The organism is Chryseobacterium sp. 2987 (assembly GCF_031456375.1).
In the GTDB taxonomy this organism is placed as follows: domain Bacteria; phylum Bacteroidota; class Bacteroidia; order Flavobacteriales; family Weeksellaceae; genus Chryseobacterium; species Chryseobacterium vaccae.
Map to the genome: position 1 here is coordinate 1 of NZ_JAVDUN010000021.1, position 1,895 is coordinate 1,895.

Sequence of the window (1,895 nt, forward strand, 5' to 3'; positions counted from 1 at the left end):
AGCGATTTAAAGTTGCTAAAGAATACGATTCGCTATCAACTATTTACGAAGATTCAGAATGAAAAATATAGATTGATGCAAATTAAGAATGTTCTAAACTATGAACAGCCTACCAAATATTTAGTTTTAAATACAGATTATTCTTCTGATGCTTCTTTAATCCCGGTCTTAACTGCAAATAAAGCTTTTATACTAGGTTATACGGAAGAAAATATTGGAATCTACAACAAAGGAGAATGTATTATTTTCGATGATTTTACGATGGATCTCAAGTTTGTTAATTTTCATTTTAAAGTAAAATCTTCAGCTCTTAAAATATTAACCGCTAAATCAGATGTCAATTTGAAATTTATATTTGAATATTTATCCTTCTTAAATCTATCATCTAATGAACATAAACGGCACTATATTTCTGAAATTGAGCCAATGGAAATAACATTACCTGAATATAATATACAGAAACAGATTACACTTGTTTTATCAGCTATTGATCAAAAAATAAAAATAGAATCTAGTATTCATAATTTTTTAATTAAACAAAAGCAGTATTTATTAACAGATATGTTTATATAAATAAATTGGCTAATAAATATTTCTTTTGCAGTTCCATTTTTTTTAAAATTTGATTCTCAATATCAATTTTAAAATCGGTTGATGAAAGAAATTGAGCTATTTTTTTTTGTTCTTCTATATTTGGAATAAGTGTCTTATAATTACCTATATCATTATTCGATATGTTTGGTTGAGCACTTGCTGTAGGAATAGAAATTATGTAATTTTTAAAATTATCTGTTAATATCAATTGATAGAAAAAATCCAAAAATTGATCTGTTTCAAATTTTGCAACTCGTTGATTAATGTAAGCAATATTGTCATCTAAAATTTTACCAACTTTACCAAATGTTGCACCAGACAAAGCTATTACAAAATCATTCTTCTTAACGATATATTTTTTATCCGGTTTTTCTTGAGAATGAATACCAGAAAAATCGGATAACCTTATTCTTGGTTCAACATCTCCGATTCTTAAAACTTTTATACCATTCTGATCAAATAAACTACTTTTAAATGCAAAACCTCCCTGAATTTGCATAACTTCTTTAAGTTTCTTTTCCTTCCACTTGGGAAAATCATTTCCATCCTTATCTTTAAATTTCAATAGGCAGGAAAATAGCATCCTACTAAGCGTATTCACATAGGAAAATAAATCCTTAATCTTAGTTTTCGAAAAGTTATTTTATACTATGTTTATTAATCTTTTAAATAAATAAATTTTGTAAAAGGTATTGCTTTTGAGATTGATATTTTTTCAAAAGTTTTTTCTCTGTCTCAATTTTATTATCAATACATAATAATAGAGTGAAAATTCTCTTTTGCTCTTCTAAAGATGGAATGGAAATGTTCATTTTTATTAAGCTTTCATAGCTTAAAGTATTTCTTACACTTCCTTCAAAAGAGCTGTACATCTGTCTTATGAATTTTGTCGATTTAAACCAATACCATATAAAATGATCATCCAAAATATTATTATTTACTTTAAAACTTATATACAGTGGACTAATTACTGAGATTTCATCATCTTTTTTATAGGCTAATGAACCTACATTAATACGAGACGGATTGTAGGCAAAATATCCTTTTTTTACTATATAATAATTGGAGATATCAAGGCTCGCTACTCTTCTATCTTCAAATATTTCTTCTTGATTAATAAATCCATATTTGTTACTGATACTTTGTACTGTCTGATACTTTTGCGCTTTATTTTTGACAGAATTTTTTATTAATACTTCACTTAAAACCATCAGTTGAGGCTCACTAATAAACTCAGTAAATCTTAATTCTTGAGAAAAAAGCATTTCATTTACACTATTAATTAAGGTTTTTAATTCCTC

General features: G+C 26.1%; 2 protein-coding genes and 1 pseudogene. 1 reads left to right on the forward strand and 2 read right to left on the reverse strand.

From position 1 onward, the window contains the following. Window positions 1-573: pseudogene (locus tag J2Y40_RS23905) on the forward strand (hypothetical protein); the annotation flags it as partial. On the opposite strand, the gene J2Y40_RS23910 reads toward J2Y40_RS23905, so the two are convergent. After that, a complete protein-coding gene (locus tag J2Y40_RS23910) occupies window positions 566-1,159 on the reverse strand; it encodes a restriction endonuclease subunit S (RefSeq protein ID WP_310001799.1) in 594 nt (197 codons plus the stop codon). The pseudogene J2Y40_RS23905 and the gene J2Y40_RS23910 overlap by 8 nt on opposite strands. A gap of 100 nt (window positions 1,160-1,259) precedes the next feature. Then, window positions 1,260-1,895, reverse strand: a 636-nt coding sequence (locus J2Y40_RS23915) for a restriction endonuclease subunit S (RefSeq protein WP_310001800.1), incomplete at its 5' end; no start/stop codon positions are given.